This is a genomic window from Chitinophaga filiformis, from assembly GCF_900102545.1.
Taxonomy (GTDB): domain Bacteria; phylum Bacteroidota; class Bacteroidia; order Chitinophagales; family Chitinophagaceae; genus Chitinophaga; species Chitinophaga filiformis.
In genome coordinates, this window is the sequence record NZ_FNBN01000001.1 from 856,279 (window position 1) to 873,538 (window position 17,260).

At 46.4% G+C, this 17,260-nt stretch carries 11 protein-coding genes; 6 read left to right on the forward strand and 5 right to left on the reverse strand.

Annotated elements, in window-relative coordinates:
- Positions 1-3 precede the first annotated feature (3 nt).
- The 5 genes from gldG to BLR32_RS03560 all read left to right on the forward strand — a co-directional run bounded on the left by gldG (position 4) and on the right by BLR32_RS03560 (position 9,678).
- A complete protein-coding gene (gene gldG / locus BLR32_RS03540) occupies positions 4-1,704 on the forward strand; it encodes a gliding motility-associated ABC transporter substrate-binding protein GldG (protein WP_176842151.1) in 1,701 nt (566 codons plus the stop codon).
- Positions 1,705-2,089: 385 nt separating this feature from the next.
- Positions 2,090-4,594, forward strand: a complete 2,505-nt coding sequence (locus BLR32_RS03545; RefSeq protein WP_089828851.1) for a bifunctional UDP-N-acetylmuramoyl-tripeptide:D-alanyl-D-alanine ligase/alanine racemase — start codon at positions 2,090-2,092, stop codon at positions 4,592-4,594.
- A gap of 53 nt (positions 4,595-4,647) precedes the next feature.
- Positions 4,648-5,298, forward strand: coding sequence for a lipoprotein signal peptidase (locus BLR32_RS03550; RefSeq protein ID WP_089828852.1), 651 nt, complete (start codon positions 4,648-4,650; stop codon positions 5,296-5,298).
- Between the two features lie 287 nt (positions 5,299-5,585).
- Positions 5,586-8,459: a TonB-dependent receptor gene (locus BLR32_RS03555; protein ID WP_089828853.1), complete on the forward strand. Its 2,874-nt coding sequence runs from the start codon at positions 5,586-5,588 to the stop codon at positions 8,457-8,459.
- Between the two features lie 211 nt (positions 8,460-8,670).
- Positions 8,671-9,678 (forward strand): sulfite exporter TauE/SafE family protein, encoded by a 1,008-nt coding sequence (locus tag BLR32_RS03560; RefSeq protein WP_089828854.1) that lies wholly within the window; start codon positions 8,671-8,673, stop codon positions 9,676-9,678.
- An 82-nt stretch (positions 9,679-9,760) separates the two neighbouring features.
- Here BLR32_RS03560 and fumC read toward each other — a convergent pair whose 3' ends face one another.
- The 4 genes from fumC to BLR32_RS03580 form a co-directional block, all read right to left on the reverse strand.
- On the reverse strand, positions 9,761-11,161 hold the full coding sequence (gene fumC, locus BLR32_RS03565) for a class II fumarate hydratase (protein WP_089828855.1): 1,401 nt from the start codon (positions 11,159-11,161) through the stop codon (positions 9,761-9,763).
- A gap of 159 nt (positions 11,162-11,320) precedes the next feature.
- Entirely contained in the window at positions 11,321-12,097 is a 777-nt protein-coding gene (locus BLR32_RS03570) for an enoyl-CoA hydratase/isomerase family protein (RefSeq protein WP_089828856.1), read from the reverse strand.
- A gap of 412 nt (positions 12,098-12,509) precedes the next feature.
- Positions 12,510-13,310, reverse strand: a complete 801-nt coding sequence (locus BLR32_RS03575; protein ID WP_089828857.1) for an outer membrane beta-barrel protein — start codon at positions 13,308-13,310, stop codon at positions 12,510-12,512.
- An 86-nt stretch (positions 13,311-13,396) separates the two neighbouring features.
- Complete coding sequence (locus BLR32_RS03580; protein ID WP_089828858.1) at positions 13,397-13,816, reverse strand: cobalamin B12-binding domain-containing protein; 420 nt, start codon at positions 13,814-13,816, stop codon at positions 13,397-13,399.
- Between the two features lie 128 nt (positions 13,817-13,944).
- Between BLR32_RS03580 and BLR32_RS03585 the strand changes: the two genes are divergently transcribed.
- A complete protein-coding gene (locus tag BLR32_RS03585) occupies positions 13,945-15,612 on the forward strand; it encodes a glutamine--tRNA ligase/YqeY domain fusion protein (protein WP_089828859.1) in 1,668 nt (555 codons plus the stop codon).
- A gap of 76 nt (positions 15,613-15,688) precedes the next feature.
- Here the strand turns inward: BLR32_RS03585 and gltX are convergent, their stop codons facing one another.
- Positions 15,689-17,221, reverse strand: a complete 1,533-nt coding sequence (gene gltX / locus BLR32_RS03590; RefSeq protein WP_089828860.1) for a glutamate--tRNA ligase — start codon at positions 17,219-17,221, stop codon at positions 15,689-15,691.
- Between the last annotated feature and the right edge of the window lie 39 nt (positions 17,222-17,260).

Here is a 17,260-nt window from a genome sequence, read left to right on the forward strand (position 1 = left end):
TTTGTGGCTATCAACAGAAGGAAAAAATACTTGCAGAGGGCTATTGTCGTAGTGGGTGTACTTGTGGGGGTTAATATACTGGCAGCTTATTTTCATACCCGCTGGGATCTTACAGCGGAAAAAAGATATACACTTACTCCGGGTACTAAAAACCTGCTCCGCGGGCTGGATAGTACCGTTACCATAGAGATCTTTTTGAAAGGCGATTATCCCGCCAGTTTCCGTCAGCTGGCGCAGTCCAGTCAGGAGTTGCTGGAAGAGTTCCGGGAATATGCCGGCCAGCGTATACAATTCTCTTTTCAGAGTCCCGGCCAGGGCTTATCGGATTCTGCCCGTCTGGCCTTCCAGCAAACGCTTGTAGAAAAAGGTATCGTTCCCTTTAATATGCAGGTACAGGAAGACGCTAACCAGGGATATTCTGAAAAGCTGATCTTTCCTGGCGCCCTGCTGCACTATGGTTCCAAAACCGTTGGTATCAATCTTCTGAAAAACCAGGGAGGACTCAATCCAGAAGCTACCATGAACAGCTCAGAGTCCCTGCTGGAATACCAGTTCGCCAATGCTATCTATCAGTTGCAGCAGAAACAGCCACCATTGGTGGGTTATATGCTGGGCAACGGAGAACTGCTGGGCGCTGAAGTATATGATGCACTCACCTCCATGCAAAGCAGCTACCTGCTGGATACCATCACGCTGCAATATATTTCCCACATCCCGCAGGAGTTTAACGCGATTGTGTTTGCGAAACCACAGACAAAGTTTACCGATGAGGATAAACTGAAGATAGACCAGTACGTGATGAATGGAGGCAAAGTGCTCTGGTTCATTGACGAGCTGAATGCTTCCATAGACAGTCTGCAACAGCAGGAAAGTTTTGTTGCATTTGACAAAGGACTGAACCTGGAAGATATCCTGTTCCGCTATGGAGTGCGTATTAACCAGGACCTGGTGCAGGACATGCAGTGTGATTTTGTTCCACAGGTAGTAGACCGCACCGGCCAGATGCAGCCACTAGGTTTCCCTTATTTCCCCTTGCTGACACCTACCGGCGCCCATCCTATTGTAAAGAACCTGGACCTGGTACTGAGTCATTTCGCCAGCTCAATAGATACCGTTAAAGGCGGTAATATTAAGAAAACAGTACTGCTCACCACTTCCGCCAACAGCCGTAGCGTAAGTGCACCGGTAGAAATCAGCTGGAACAGTCTGCGTGTAAGGCCTAACCGCCGGGAGTTTACCAAACAGCACCTGCCTGTGGCGGTATTGCTGGAAGGACAGTTTACTTCCCTCTTCCGCAACCGCCTGGACGAGAATGCCCACCAGGCCATACAACGAGCTTCGGGCCGACCTTTTAAGAACAACAGCGACTCTATCAATAAAATGATCGTAGCAAGTGACGCAGACCTCATCACTAATGCCTTCTCTCAGAAAAGCGGTCCTCTGCAAATGGGCGTGAACCTGTACGATCAATCTATGGTATACGCCAACCGTGATTTTCTCCTTAATTCCCTGGGATACCTGACCCACAACACCGGTATCATGGATGCCCGCAACAAGGAATTAACATTAAGACTGCTGAATCCGGAGAAAGTCAAACAGGAGAAAAGCAAATGGCAGGCTATTTGTTTCATCGTCCCCATCGGTCTGGTGCTGCTGTTCGCCGCCATTTTCCAATTTATCAGGCAGAGAAAATTTGAAGTATAACTGACAGCAACAACTGAAGTTTTGTTATGAGAGGTATGCCTGAAACGTGCCGGCCGACTTTTAATTGTCTGTAAATAATTGATTTACAAACAATAGACCAGCAATTCCCGGCGTTGAAGGAGGATGATACTATCTTATAACGATCACGGCTTTAGGCTATCACAAATAGTCAGCAGATGTGCCTTCAACGGACACAACTCTGGATTCAGGACAATGACTATGGAGTATTCCCCATATATTTGCCCAGCGATAAATTTAAAAGCGGCTACTTGAACCCCTGAAACGAAAGAGTCAACTTTTAAAAAATTTAATACCCGGCCTACCGGGAACTATTAAGGGAAGTCGTGAAATGCAGGACGCTTTTCACATCAAAAATTAACCACACGTGTACAACGCAGAAAGCATCAGCAAAGTGCTGAAAGGTGAACTATTGCAGCAGACGGGTAACCCGGAGATTGAACACATTTTGCTGGACAGCCGGAAACTCAGCTTTCCTGAAACATCTCTTTTCATACCATTGGTCAGCAATAGACGTAATGCGCACCAATACATTCAGGAACTATATGACAAAGGAGTTTCCAATTTCGTTGTAAGTGAACCTTTGCCTCCTGGTAAATATCCTAACGCCAACATTATTCTTGTAAAAGACACCATGCATGCACTGCATACACTGGTGGCCTATCATCGTCAACAGTTCCATATTCCGGTTATTGGTATTACCGGCAGCAATGGTAAGACCATTGTAAAAGAATGGTTGTATCAGCTGCTGGAGAAAGATTACAATATCGTTCGCAGCCCTAAAAGCTACAACTCACAGATAGGTGTTCCTTTGTCTGTATGGCAGATGAAACCCGAACACCAACTGGCTATTTTCGAGGCTGGCATTTCCCAGCCCGGAGAGATGGAACACCTGGAAAAGATCATCCGCCCTACCATTGGCATCTTCACCAATATTGGTGAAGCCCACAATGAAGGGTTCCTGAATATCAGGCAAAAGATCAATGAGAAGCTGGTATTATTCTCTAAAAGCGAACTGCTGATCTATTGCAAAGACTATCTCGCCCTCAACGAATGTGTGCTCAACTTTCATAACCTGGTGGGCAAGAAAGACAGCCATGAGGGCGGTTTACAGCTATTCTCCTGGTCGCGCAAAACAGAAGCCGACCTGCGTATCACAAGCGTAACTAAAAGCGAGAACAGTTCCCGTATAGATGCGCTGCATCATAATGAGGCCCTGTACATTACCATCCCTTTTGTGGATGAAGGTTCCGTAGAGAACGCCATTCACTGCTGGGCACTGATGATGCATCTGGGCATGAGCCAGGAGGTTATTCAACAGCGGATGGATCAACTGGGCAATATTGCTATGCGCCTGGAACTCAAACAGGGCATCAACAACTGCTCTGTCATCAATGACAGCTATAACTCCGACCTCGGCTCATTAGCGATTGCACTGGAGTTCCTGCAGCAACAGCAACAACATCCCACCCGTACCGTCATCCTTAGTGATATACTGCAGAGCGGTAAAAGCGATGCATCCCTTTATGAAGAAGTAGCCAATCTGCTGCAGCAGAAGGGTATCAATAAGGTGATAGGTATCGGTAAAAATATTTGCAGAGAGAAAAAGAGTTTTCAGCAGATCCCCGGTCTGAAAAGCAGTTTCTTTCTGACAACGGAAGAATTTATCCAGCAGTTCAATCAGCAGGATTTCCAGCATGAGACCATTCTGCTGAAAGGCGCCCGTGTGTTTGAATTTGAAAGGATCGGTAAGCTGCTTGAACAGAAGGTGCATCAGACCATCCTGGAAATTAATTTAAGCGCGGTAGTACACAATGTTAAACAATATCAATCCCGCCTGAAACCCAGCACCAAACTGATGGCGATGGTGAAGGCCTTCTCTTATGGCAGCGGAAGTTTTGAGATTGCAAATCTATTGCAGTTCCATGGCGTAGATTACCTCGCCGTTGCTTATGCTGACGAAGGTGTTGAATTAAGAAGGACCGGTATTACCATGCCGATCATGGTAATGAACCCAGAACCCGCCTCTTTCGACGCCATCCTTCAATGGAACCTGGAACCCGAAATATATTCCCTCCACCTGTTAAAACAGTTTGAAGAAGAAGTACAGCTGGCCGGTAAAAATGGCTTCCCTGTGCATATTAAGCTGGACACAGGCATGCACAGGCTCGGTTTTGAGAAGAAAGACATTCCCGAACTGGCAAGATTGCTTAATGACAATATATACCTCAAAGTAAGTTCTGTATTCAGTCATCTGGCAGCCAGCGAAGATCCGGCAATGGACGAATTCACCAAACAGCAGGGCCGCTTATTCTTTGAAATGAGCCACGAACTGCAAAAAGCCCTGGGATATGCCGTAATCAGGCATATATCCAACAGTGCCGCCATTGAAAGGCATCCTGATCTGCAGCTGGATATGGTGAGACTTGGTATCGGGATGTACGGGATCGACAGTGCAACGGCTATCCAGGAGCAGCTACGCCCGGTTAGTACATTAAAAACGACGGTGGCGCAGGTAAAACACCTGGCGGCCGGAGATTCGGTAGGATATGGCGCTAAATGGGTGGCGAAAGGCCCTTCGGTGACTGCCACGGTACGCATCGGTTATGCGGATGGCTATCCCCGCCGCCTGAGCAATGGTAAGGGGAAAATGCTGGTACGCGGCCAATTGGCCCCGGTAGCAGGCATTGTGGCCATGGATATGCTGATGCTGGATGTTACCCACATTCCGGAGGTAACGGAAGGCGACGAAGTGATTGTATTCGGCAGCGAATTGCCCGTTCAGCAGGTAGCAGCATGGGCAGAAACCATTCCTTACGAAATATTAACAGGAATTTCGCAGCGAGTGAAGCGTGTATATTTCGAGGAATGACCGGAAATTCCGATTTTGCACATTATTATTATTTTTGATAAAATTTTTACCCTTTGAAATATCGTCACGTAATTTGGATTGTTGTCTTAGTGCTGGTGGTGGATCAGGCGCTGAAGTTCTGGATAAAGACACACATGAACTTTAGCCAGGAGTTTATCATTTTCCCCAACTGGTTCCGCATTCACTTCACTGAGAACCCTGGTATGGCCTATGGGCTGGAACTGGGAGGAGAGTGGGGTAAAGTGTTACTGACGCTTTTCCGCCTGGCAGCCGTAGTAATAGGTTTTAAATATATGAAGACGCTGGTAAAACAGCAGCATCATACCGGTTTATTGATCTGTGGCGCCCTCATTCTCGCTGGCGCTGCCGGCAACCTGATAGACAGTATGTTCTATGGATTGATCTTCTCAGAGACCAATTTCTACGATGTGGCCACCTTCCTGCCAAAAGGCGGTGGTTATGCCAGCTTCCTCCATGGAAAAGTGGTAGATATGCTTTATTTCCCGGTTTACCGTGGCTATCTTCCTACCTGGATCCCATTCAAGGGAGGCGACTATTTCGTGTTCTTCAACCCGATTTTCAATATTGCAGATGCTGCGATCTCTGTAGGCGTGATTACAATCCTGGTATTCCAGAAACGTTTTTTTCACAAGCACAACGAGAAGCAATCGACTGAAAAAGAACCAGTTGCAGTAACAAAATAAGCTTTACAGATACTTTTTAGAGCGGTTTCGTCCAGGACGAGACCGCTTTTTTTTGCCTATTCCTTTGAAAAGTTGAATTGCCGTATTACATTTGTCCACAAATCCGATAGACTAATAGATATAATGAAGGAGGAAACTAATATTCACCACCAATTTAATACGCAATGAACACTTCTTTACGATGTTGCTGAGCACTGAAAACAGCTTTTCCCCGACAAACCTGTAATGGCTTCTGCCAAAATCAATTTCATTAATACGACCAATTTATTTATCAATAAACTATAGTTATGTCCGCAAAAAGACACACTATTTATACAGCATCTTTTTGGCTGCTGGCTTTATTACTGCCTGTACTGGCCCAGGCTCAGCTGAACGGCTCTTATATTCTCAGCGGCAGGATCACCGGCGATAAAGGTGAAGCGCTGGTTGGTGCCACTGTCCAGATCAAAGGAACTTCTTTCGGCGCAACGACAGACACTACCGGCCGGTTTGAGATCACCACAAATACCAAATTCCCTTTAAAACTGCAGGTACGCCTGCTGGGATATCAAACGCAGGAATTTGACGTCAGGAACAGCAACAGCCGCTTACAATTCCAACTGGTGACACAGTCACTGCTGGTAAATGAAGTGGTGGTATCAGCCTCCCGTCAGCAGGAAAAGCTGATGAAATCACCGGTAGCCATCGAAAAACTGGACGTAAAAGCGCTGAAAGAAACACCAGCGGCTTCCTTTTATGATGCCATCGGTAACCTGAAAGGTGTTCAGATGACCACTGCGGGGCTGACCTTCAAAGTTTTCAATACACGTGGTTTCAACGTGCCTAATAACTTCCGCTTCATGCAGCTGATAGACGGTGTGGACAACCAGGCCGCTACACTGGGTGTGCCACTGGGAAATGCCATCGGGCCCACTGAGCTGGATATCCTGAGTATTGAGGTAACACCCGGCGCTTCTTCCGCGCTGTATGGTATGAACGCCCTGAACGGGATGTCCAACCTCATTACCAAAAACCCTTTCCAATACCAGGGCATCAGTGTATACCAGAAAGTTGCCTTCAACCACTTTGATGGTAATGGCAGCTCTCCAAAACCAATCTCTGAAACATCCGTACGTTATGCACAGGCACTCAGTAAAAAGCTGGCGTTCAAAGTGAACTTCTCCTATATGCAGGGTACTGACTGGTATGCAGACAGCCACAATGACTTCAATCCTGGCAGCAAGGCGAATCCTGACTTCCCGCAGCTGACCGGGGCCAACAACCCGGCGTATGATGCCTGGAATAAATATGCAGATCAGAGTACATTCCCTATTACTGACAAATTCGGTAAATCTTACAACGTGTCCCGTACCGGCTATTGGGAGAAAGACCTGGTAGGTGACTACACTGTTAAGAACCTGAAATTTGATGGAGCCCTGCACTATAAAATCAGTCCCAAAGTAGAAGCCTCTTATACTTACCGTGTAGGTAAAATGGATGGCTTCTTCCAGCGTGGTAACCGTATCGGGCTGAAAAATGTAGTCGTGCAGAATCATAAGATAGAAGTAGTAGGACAGGACTTTACCCTGCGCTCTTATGTTTCCCTGGAAAACACGGGCGACTCTTACAATATGAACCCGCTGGCAGATAACCTGGAAAAGTCTTTCAAAACAGATAAACAGTGGCAGGCAGATTATACTGCGGCGCTGAATAACGCCCTGGATGCTTCCGGCAGCAATATAGCAGAAGCTCACAAGGCTGCACGTGCAGCCGCTGATAAAGGTCGCTGGACACCCGGTACTGCTGCTTTTGATGCACAGGTAGCCAAGATCAAAAGCATTAACGACTGGGATATTTACCCTGTTTCCAAAGACAGCACCAACAAAAGTGGTGGCGCTGCGCTGCTCCAGATGAGCCATTTCTATCATGCAGAAGGTACCTGGAACCTGCGTAAATACATTCACTTCATGGATGTACTGGTAGGCGCTGATTACCGCACTTACGAGATCATTCCCGATGGTAACAACTTCGTGGATCTGACCAAACCACTGGACAAGCGTAATACTCCTGGTGGCAAGAACATCTGGTATGGCAAAGTCGGTGGTTTCGTACAGGGCAGCAAATTATTCCTGCATGATCAGCTGAAAGTGACGGCTTCCCTGCGTTTTGATAAAAGCCAGGAGTTTTCAGGCAAATTCAATCCCCGTGTAGCTGCAGTATATACTACACCAAATCAACGTCACAACTTCAGAGCTTCCTGGCAGAACGGTTTCCGTTTCCCATCTCTGTTTGAGGCTTATTCCTTTGTGAACAACGGTGGCGTAAGACGTGTAGGTGGTTTGGCATTTATAGAAGAAGGATTAGGCTACTTTAAGAACTCTTACCTGACTTCCAGCGCTACTGCATTTACTACTGCGGTAAACAAGGCTACCAATGCCGACCCTACCCTGAGCAGGAACGACGCGGAACAACAGAATGCAAACGTGCTGAAAGTGGCTAACCTGGACGCTATCAAACCTGAGCAGATCCAGTCATTTGAAGCAGGTTACAAGAGCGTACTGTTTGACAATAAAGTATTCATCGACGTCGACGGTTATTACAACACTTACAAAAACTTCATTGGTCAGGTGGAAGTAGCAGTACCAAAAACCGGTAATGTGAATAACCCTACCCAGGAAGTGCTGAACCAGATGTATGATAAACAGTACCAGAACCGTTACCGGGTATGGACCAACAGTAAATCCACGGTACAGAACTACGGTTTTGCATTAGGTGTTACATATAATTTCCTGAAAACATTCACCATCAGTGGTAATGCCAACTACAATGCCCTGGCGCAGGATAAGACCAAAGATGACGCTCTGATCCCTGGTTTTAATACGCCTAAATGGTTTACCAATGTAAGCTTTGGTAACAGAAGGGTATTGCCTAACCTGGGCTTCAATGTGGTATGGCACTGGCAGGAAACCTTCTACTGGCAGAACCTCTTCGGTAATGGAGATGTACCTGCTTACAGCACGGTAGATGCACAGGTAACTTATAGCTTGCCTAAACTGCATACTTCTGTAAAAGTGGGTGGATCAAATATCCTCAATACCTCCTACTTTCAGTATGTAGGTGGTCCGACCATCAAGGGCTTGTATTACGTTGCATTCACATATGACCTGCCTTTCAAGAAGTAAGGCATCAACATAATTAAGCAACCCGCCGGCAGCAGATCATTTGCCCGGCGGGTTTTCTTTTTTATCCCCCAGGGATGATTTATCCCGGTTACATCGGTTTCCCCTCTTTAACAGAATATTCAGCACATTTTAATCTTCCGTATTTGGATATCCCATGATTTCACCCTACCTTAGTCTATAACATCTATAGACTATATAACTGAAGTAATACATGCCGCACAACGAGGAGATAGACCAACTTGAAAAAAAGTACGCCACAGTAGAACGTCAGGAGATTCTGATTGACCTGGTCAATGAGGAGAACCAGCGTAAACCTGCTTTGTGGCTGCTGATCGGCATTATTGCCGCATTAGTACTGGCAGGGATAGGGATCTTATCCTACTACAATACATCCGAGGCCACCCATACACGGGTTTTCGAGTTCACACAGACTCTTTTTACAAAAGAGCTGTTATTCTATATACTGGTAGGTCTGGCGGCACAAACTGTAGATGGAGCGCTGGGCATGGCCTATGGTGCTACTTCTTCTTCTCTCTTACTAGGATTAGGCATTCCCCCTTCTATTGCCAGCGCCAGTGTGCATGTTGCAGAAGTGTTCACCACCGGTGCATCTGGTATTTCCCACTTCCGTTTTGGCAATGTGAATAAGAAATTGTTCCTGTATCTGTTGGTACCAGGTATGATAGGTGCTGTCAGTGGTTCGTTCCTACTTTCGAAAATGAACGCTATCTCCGAAGCAATTCCGTGGTTATCTTACTTTAAGGAAGACAATATCAAACCTTTCATCAGCGCTTATCTGCTGATACTGGGCGCCATTGTGCTGCGTAAAGCATTCCTTCCTAAGAAAGCAAAAAGTAAAACCAAACGTCTGGGTTCCCTGGCGTTCTTTGGTGGTTTTATGGATTCTTTTGGTGGTGGAGGCTGGGGACCGATCGTAACGTCTACCTTGCTGAGTAAAGGCCGTACGGCACATTATACTATCGGTTCTGTAAATGCTGCAGAATTCTTCATTTCTCTTTCCAGTGCAGGAACCTTCCTCATTTTCGGCGCTATTGCCGGCTGGCCTGTTATCATAGGACTGATCATCGGTGGAGTGATCGCTTCTCCTTTTGCTGCGATCCTTGTGAGAAGACTTAAACGTAAGCCGCTAATGATCATGGTAGGCTCGCTCATCATACTATTAAGCCTGCGCACAATTATCCTGACGCTTCTTCATTAATATAAACCGGCTTCCGGTTAAATATAAACGGGTATCTGTGTTGAACAGATACCCGTTTTTTATTTAAGGCTTTAGCTATTCCTTATTTGATCTCACCCACCATATCCAGCGGATTTACCCAGGCGTCAAATTCTTCTGGTTTCACATAACCCAGTTTCACCGCCATTTCTTTCAGGGTAGTACCTTCTTTATGAGCTGTCTGTGCTATCTCCGCAGCTTTATAGTAACCGATCTTTGTATTCAGTGCAGTTACCAGCATCAGAGAGTTATCTACGTGCTTTTTAATGTTTGCTTCTATCGGTTCAATACCTACAGCACATTTATCATTAAAGCTTACACAACCATCGCCGATCAGACGTGCAGAGTGCAGGAAGTTATAGATCATTACAGGTTTGAACACGTTTAGTTCGAAATGACCAGTTGCTCCACCGATGTTGATAGCCACATCATTACCTAATACCTGTGCAGCGATCATCGTCAGCGCTTCACACTGGGTAGGATTTACTTTACCTGGCATGATAGAAGAACCTGGCTCATTGTCCGGAATATGGATCTCACCGATACCGGAACGTGGGCCGGAGCTCAGCATACGGATATCATTTGCGATCTTCATCAGGCTTACTGCTACAGTTTTCAGTGCGCCGTGAGCTTCCACGATAGCATCATGTGCAGCCAGTGCTTCAAATTTATTCTCAGCAGTGATGAATGGCAAACCTGTCAGTGTAGCAATATGTTTTGCTACATTTTCAGAATAGCCTTTGGGCGTGTTGATACCTGTACCTACAGCAGTACCGCCCAGGGCCAGTTCACTCAGGTGAGCGAGTGTATTTTTAATAGCTTTCAGACCATGATTCAGCTGGGAAACATATCCGCTGATCTCCTGGCCCAGTGTGAGCGGCGTGGCATCCATGAAGTGGGTACGGCCGATCTTCACAACATTTTTGAAAGCTTCCGCTTTAGCAGCAAGCGTATCCCTCAGTTTTTCGATACCAGGAATAGTGGTTTCGATCAATATTTTGTATGCAGCAATATGCATCGCTGTAGGGAAAGTATCGTTGGATGACTGTGATTTATTCACATCGTCATTCGGGTGTATCGCTTTATCTTTATCGGTGAGTTTGCCTCCATTGATCACGTGTGCACGGTAGGCAACCACTTCATTTACGTTCATGTTTGACTGGGTACCTGAACCTGTCTGCCAAACTACCAGCGGAAACTGGTCATCCAGTTTACCAGCCAGTATTTCATCACAAGCCTGTGCAATCAGGTTTGCCTTTTCCTGGGGCAGTACGCCGGCATCCAGGTTGGTCAGCGCTGCTGCTTTCTTCAGGTAAGCAAAGGCCTTAATGATTTCCTTCGGCATTCTGTTAATATCCTGAGCAATCCTGAAATTGTCGATAGAACGTTGAGTTTGAGCACCATAGTAAGCATCTACAGGTACTTTCACTTCGCCCATCGTGTCTTTCTCTATTCTATATTCCATATGCTTGATTTTTTGCGGTACAAACGTACATATGAATTGTGAATTATCAATTACGAATTACTAATTCAATGCCGTTATTGAAAAGATAAGCCCGGGCTCTGTAACTGAGTCCTGTATTCCCTGCCCGGGCCGTCATATTGCGATCTGTAAACAGTTCCTTTATTCTCCTGTAAACCTGGCCGCTCTTTTCTGTATAAATGCCTCAGCGCCCTCCTGCATGTCTTTTGTGGCGAAACAGGCGCCGAACTCATTCAGTTCCATTTCATAGCCATCTACGTTATTTTCCAGTGCAGCATTGGCACATTTAATCACGCGGGCTATTGCCAGTGGCGCTTTCGCATGTATTTTCTGCAACAGTTCCGTTGATTTCAGCAGCAGGTCGCCCGGTGCTACCACATAGTTGACCAGCCCCCATTGTAATGCATCCTCAGCATTGATCATGTCGCCTGTCATCATCATTTCCAGCGCTTTTCCTTTGCCTACCAGGGCCGTCAGGCGTTGTGTACCGCCATAACCCGGTATCAGCCCCAGGTTAACTTCAGGTTGCCCGAACCGCGCGTTGGTCGCAGCGACCCTGAAGTGACAGGCCATGGCCAGCTCACACCCGCCACCCAGCGCAAAACCATTCACCGCTGCAATGATCGGCTTGGGACTATCTTCAATACGTTTGAAGATCACCTGCCCTTTCTTAGCCAGCTCAGCTCCCTGCTGATCAGACAATGCCAGGAATTCTGAAATATCAGCACCTGCGACAAATGCTTTCTCTCCTTTACCAGTGATTACTGCACTCTTTATCTCTTTATTCGTATATACTTCATCTATCGCCAATGCCAGCTCTTTCATGACTTCTACGTTCAGTGCATTCATTTTGTCGGGGCGATTGATGTAAATAAAGAAGATATTATCAGTGAGTTCTGTCTTAATAGTATTGTACATGAGATCCGGGTTTGTTAGAGGACTAATTTATTTTATTTTCCGACACAAACTGTGATGTTATTTTAACATAGTGACAAAATATCATACATCTGACAGTACAGCTGTTAACTTCCAGCTCCTGCATTTACACATCCGCCAGCAGTAAGGGTTTCAGGGCAACAACCGGACTTAAGAGAACAAGCAGAGAAGAAGCAGAGAAGAAGCGTCGAACTAGCATCGAACTAGCGTCGAACAAGCAAGGTCGAAAAAGAGGGAGAAAAAGGATTATTACGGGATGTTAAAATAATACAGCAACACAGGAAAAACGATGAAAAACAGGAATGACGAATAACTGCTTATACATCCATCAGCATTATTCGTCATTCCTAATATATGCCTTTTCAGGTATTCAATCAATATTATCGCTTATATCTCAGGAGTTTCTCTTCCAGTGTTTTTTATGTCTTTCATGCATTTCTTTCCAGTGTTTATGATCAGGGAACCTACCGAAATCGTAGCTGAGCGTTACGAAGAACAGTTTGGCGTCCAGGTCTTTATAGGGCGTAGCAGTACCACCCACCAGCACTTCCTTGTACTCCTTATTAAAGAAATTCTTAGGATAATACTGCACTTTCAATCCAAAACCAGGACTCATCCTTAAACCGGCGAACAGAGAAGGCATCAGCAGTGGCGTGCGGTCGCTGAACCACTCGTTGAACTTGTCTTTTTTATCGCCGTTGATGAACTTCTTTTCCTTGTAATTGAAAGCCAGATCATAAGAGCCGCCGGCAAAGAAGAAAAACGAACCTCTTCTCAGATCGCCGATTTTAAAGCCCAGGGGAATACCCAAGGTGTATACGCGGCGTTTCAGTTTTACCGAATCCCTGTCATCCTTTGTGATGAGGCCTATATTCTTGAGATTCAGTCCGGTAAAAATCCCGAAATGCCTGTCGAAATCATAGTTCAGGTTATGACCAACGTTGAAAAAGAAGGTAAAGCGGGGAATGTTATGCACATGCTTACCGGCATCTTTGATCTCGTCGCTGAAAGATAACAGGGGACCGTCTCCGCCCCAGGTGACATAAGGCCGTTTACTGGGATCAGCACCGGCATACCTGCCAAATACCATTTCTTTCCATGCGTGTTTGCTGGTATCGGATTTATTGTCCTGGGAAAACGCGGTTAACTGCAGCAGACAAAGCAGCAGTGCAATGAGGTAGAGTTTCCGTTTCATAAATCTTCTTCTGTTTTAATTGGGTTGTCCTGTATATGCATGTAAGACGCCCGGGACGGAAAAAAGTTTCAAAACAGGCATCTTTTTTAAAAATTCCGGTGAGTGGCGACCCAGTCTGTGATATACGTGGCGATATCTTCGGTACGGGTACCGGGTGGGAATAGTTTTCCGACACCGATCTCATTCAGTGCTGACATATCTGTTTCTGGTATGATACCGCCGCCGGTAAGCAATACATCATCCATCCCTTTTTCTTTCATAAGGGTCATAATACGTGGAAAAACCGTCATGTGTGCGCCTGACAGGATGCTGACGCCAATAGCGTCCACATCTTCCTGAAGAGCAGCACTAACCACCATTTCAGGGGTCTGGCGCAGGCCGGTATAAATCACTTCCATACCGGCATCTCTCAGGGCTGCCGCAATCACCTTGGCGCCCCGGTCATGACCATCCAGTCCGACCTTAGCCACCAGCACACGTACAGGACGTTGTAGGGGGTTGACCATAATTCAAACGTAGTTATTAAGGTTGCAATATAAGTTTTTTGAGCAGTCTACCGCCGGTAGCCTCCCTACTTCGTACTCCGGTCTGTGGACTTTTCACTACCTTTGCCGTCCGAAATATATTAAACTTTATGAGCGAAGAAAGGACCCTCAATTTTCTGGAACAGATCGTAGAAGAGGACATTGCCAACGGAGTAAATGGCGGTAGGGTGCTTACACGCTTCCCACCGGAACCAAATGGCTACCTGCACATCGGGCATGCCAAATCCATCTGCCTCAACTTTGGCCTTGCACAGAAGTACAATGGTAAAACCAACCTCCGTTTTGACGATACAAATCCCGTTACGGAGGATACTGAATATGTGGATTCCATTAAGGCCGATATACAATGGCTGGGTTTCAACTGGGCCCAGGAACTGTATGCGTCCGATTATTTCGAACAGATATACAACTTCGCTGTACAACTGATAAAAAAAGGACTGGCGTATGTAGATGATTCTACAGCAGAGGAGATCGCCATCTCTAAAGGTACGCCTACCGAACCCGGTAAAGGTACTCCCTACCGCAACCGCAGTGTAGCCGAAAACCTCGACCTGTTTGAGCGCATGCGTAAAGGGGAATTTAAGGACGGTGAGAAGGTGCTACGTGCCAAGGTAGACCTGGCGTCTTCCAACATGCACATGCGAGATCCTATCATGTATCGTATCAAACATGCACATCACCACCGTACCGGCGATAACTGGTGCATCTACCCGATGTATGACTTTGCCCACGGACAGAGCGACAGCATCGAAAATATCACCCATTCCGTATGTACACTGGAGTTTATTCCGCACCGCCCGCTGTACAACTGGTTCATCGAGCAACTGGAGATATTCCCATCTCGTCAGTATGAGTTTGCACGTTTAAACCTTACCTATACGGTGATGAGCAAACGTAAACTTCTGCAGCTGGTTAACGAAAAACATGTTACCGGCTGGGATGATCCTCGTATGCCAACTATCAGCGGTCTGCGCCGCCGTGGTTATACACCTGCCAGCATCCGTGCTTTCTGCGAACGCATCGGTGTACAGAAACGCGATAACATGATCGATGTGAGCCTGTTGGAATTCTGCATCCGAGAGGAACTGAATAAAACAGCTAACCGCGTAATGGCAGTATTGGATCCGGTGAAACTGGTGATCACTAACTACCCTGCTGACCAGGTTGAAGAAATGACTGCTGAGAACAATCCGGAAGATCCAAACGGCGGTACACGTACCCTGCCTTTCAGCAATACACTGTACATCGAGCGTGAAGACTTCATGGAAGAGCCACCGAAGAAATTCTTCCGTCTGGGTCCCGGGCTGGTAGTACGTCTGAAGAATGCTTACATCATCAAAGGCGAAAGCTTTGAGAAAGATGCAGACGGCAACATCACGACTATCTATGCTACTTATTTCCCTGAAAGCAAGAGCGGTGGAGACACCACCGGGCTGAATGTAAAAGGCACCATCCACTGGGTAAGCGCTGCACATGCTGCGACTGCGGAAGTAAGGTTGTATGATCGTCTGTTCAAAGTGGAAGATCCGGGTAATGAAGAAGGTGATTTCAAATCATATATCAACCCTGATTCTTTACAGGTTATTGCTAATGCGTATATCGAGCCGAGCTTGTTGAAAGCGAAGCCAGGAGAACGTTTCCAGTTCCTGCGTAAAGGTTATTTCTGTGTAGATGCGGATAGTACTGCTGAGAAAGTGGTGTTTAACCGTACTGTAACGCTGAAGGATACCTGGGCGAAGGAGGCGAAGAAAGGATAATCAACAGATTAAATACATAAATGAAGAAGGCGTATCAACAAACTGATACGCCTTCTTTTATATTACTCATTACTGATTACGCATTGATCGCATCCAGCCCCTTCACTATCCTTGCAATCGTTTCATGTTTCCCTAACACTTCCGCAATATTAAACACCGGAGGACCGAACTTACCACCGCACAACATAATACGGAAAGGCAGCTGTAATTCCCCTGGTTTGATATTCATGGAAGCCGCCAGTGTTTTGAAACTTTCTTCCAGAGATGCAGCAGTGAACACTGCGTGATCTTCCACTACAGCCGCCCAGTTACGGAAGAACTGCGTTTTATCGTCATTCCACTTAGGCTTTACAGCTGCAATGTCATAACTCTCAGGTTGCTGGAAGAAGAAGAAAGCATGTTCCCAGATATCGTTCACAAAGTTGCAACGTTCTTTTACCAGACCGGCTATTTTCGCAACAAATTCAGGAGATGCATTGATGTTCTTTTCTTTCAGTACAGGCTCAAATAAGGTCGCTAAACGATCATTATCTGCATGCAGCAGGTACTGGTGATTGAACCATTTCGCCTTTTCAAAATCAAATTTGGCGCCTGCTTTATGTACACGGTCAAGGGAGAACCGCTGGATCAGTTCTTCGATAGTGAAGATCTCCTGACCAGAGCCGTCATTCCAACCTATCATTGCCAGCATATTCACGAATGCCTCGGGCAGGAATCCCAACTCACGGAAGCCTTTTGTCAATTCATTGCTCTTGGGATCTGCCCAGTTCATGGCATACACCGGGAAACCAAGCCTGTCGCCATCACGTTTGCTCAGCTTACCATTACCATCAGGCTTGAGGATCAATGGCAGGTGTGCCCAATTAGGCATCTGCGCTTCCCAACCCAGGTATTTCCACAACAGCAGGTGTACCGGTGCTGAAGGCAGCCATTCTTCGCCGCGGAAGGCGTGGGTGATCTTCATCAGGTAGTCATCTACTACCACTGCGAGGTGGTAAGTAGGCATACCGTCTGCTTTCAGCAGCACTTTATCATCAACAGTACTGGTATTGAACTGTACATGTCCGCGGATCATGTCTGTAAAGCCAACTTCTTCATTCTGTGGCATTTTGATACGGATCACATGGGGCGTACCTTTCTCCAGCAGGCTGGCTGTTTCTTCTGCAGACAGGCTGATGGAATTGCGCATCTGCTGACGGGCAGCAGCGTTGTACTGCGGAGATGGGTTCTCAGCAGTTTTCAGTTTATTACGCATTTCCTCCAGTTCTTCTGGCGTATCGAAAGCATAATAAGCATAACCTTCTTTTACCAGCTGTTCTGCGTATTGGCGGTATTGTGCTTTACGCTCGCTCTGGCGGTAAGGGGCATAAGGGCCTCCTACGTGCGGACCTTCATCAGGATTCAATCCGCACCAACGGAGACATTCTATGATATATTCTTCCGCACCCGGTACGTAGCGGGTCTGATCCGTATCTTCTATCCTCAGCACAAATTCACCATTGTGCTGCTTTGCAAATAAATAATTGAATAAAACCGTGCGTACACCTCCGAGGTGCAGGCCACCTGTTGGACTGGGCGCAAAGCGTACCCGTACTTTCTGTTGTTGCATGCCGCAAAGGTAAAGAAAGATTTTAGCTACCTTTATTTT

Bases quoted from the DNA above. Each gene is read 5' to 3' on its own strand.
- BLR32_RS03555 (WP_089828853.1), top strand. From the start codon at position 5,586: ATGTCCGCAAAAAGACACACTATTTATACAGCATCTTTTTGGCTGCTG.
- BLR32_RS03560 (WP_089828854.1), top strand. From the start codon at position 8,671: ATGCCGCACAACGAGGAGATAGACCAACTTGAAAAAAAGTACGCCACA.
- fumC (WP_089828855.1), bottom strand. From the start codon at position 11,161: ATGGAATATAGAATAGAGAAAGACACGATGGGCGAAGTGAAAGTACCT.
- BLR32_RS03570 (WP_089828856.1), bottom strand. From the start codon at position 12,097: ATGTACAATACTATTAAGACAGAACTCACTGATAATATCTTCTTTATT.
- BLR32_RS03575 (WP_089828857.1), bottom strand. From the start codon at position 13,310: ATGAAACGGAAACTCTACCTCATTGCACTGCTGCTTTGTCTGCTGCAG.
- BLR32_RS03580 (WP_089828858.1), bottom strand. From the start codon at position 13,816: ATGGTCAACCCCCTACAACGTCCTGTACGTGTGCTGGTGGCTAAGGTC.
- BLR32_RS03585 (WP_089828859.1), top strand. From the start codon at position 13,945: ATGAGCGAAGAAAGGACCCTCAATTTTCTGGAACAGATCGTAGAAGAG.
- gltX (WP_089828860.1), bottom strand. From the start codon at position 17,221: ATGCAACAACAGAAAGTACGGGTACGCTTTGCGCCCAGTCCAACAGGT.